This window comes from Xanthomonas cucurbitae (assembly GCF_002939885.1).
Lineage (GTDB): Bacteria > Pseudomonadota > Gammaproteobacteria > Xanthomonadales > Xanthomonadaceae > Xanthomonas > Xanthomonas cucurbitae.
Map to the genome: position 1 here is coordinate 1 of NZ_MDED01000122.1, position 590 is coordinate 590.

Genomic DNA, 590 nt, shown 5'->3' on the forward strand with positions numbered 1-590 from the left:
CGCAGCGTGCGGCAGCTGATGCCCAGCACCTGGCATGCCTTGATCTCGCGGGCACCGGCGGCCACTGCCTCGGCGATCAACGTGACGGCTCTCTGTTTCAACGACGCGGGGATCAGACGTCCTCGTCGGTGCCCCAGAGAGCCTGGGCTTTTTTTGACAGCGTCAGCAGCGCTGCCGCCTCCGCCAGGGCGCGATCCTTGCGCAAAAGCTCCTTCTCAAGCTGCTTGACGCGCTTGCGCATCACCGTGGAAACCGCCCGCTCCGCTGCCGAGGCGCTCGACTGCATGGTCTCAAAGGCCTGCCGCCAGGCAGCGATCTGCTCGGGGTAGATGCCGTTCTCACGGCACCACGCCGAGCACTCGGCCTCGTTCATCGGCATCGTCTGGGCGACGGCTCTCAGTTTGGCTTTCACGTCCCAGTTGTCCGGCGAAGTAGCGGTGTCGGGCACGATATATCCTTGGCTGCGGATCTGTTTCTTCCACGCGTACAACGTGGGGGCGCTGATGCCAGTGTGACGGCTCAGGTCAGCAACGCTCTGATTGTTGGGGGGCATCATCCGCCGGACGATCTGGTCTTTGAGTTCGGGGCTG

1 protein-coding gene is annotated in these 590 nt (G+C 63.9%); it reads right to left on the reverse strand.

The genetic code is table 11. The features are described 5' to 3' along the window. Positions 1-112: 112 nt before the first annotated feature. Positions 113-590, reverse strand: a 478-nt coding sequence (locus XcuCFBP2542_RS19010; protein WP_146090384.1) for a transposase, incomplete at its 5' end; no start/stop codon positions are given.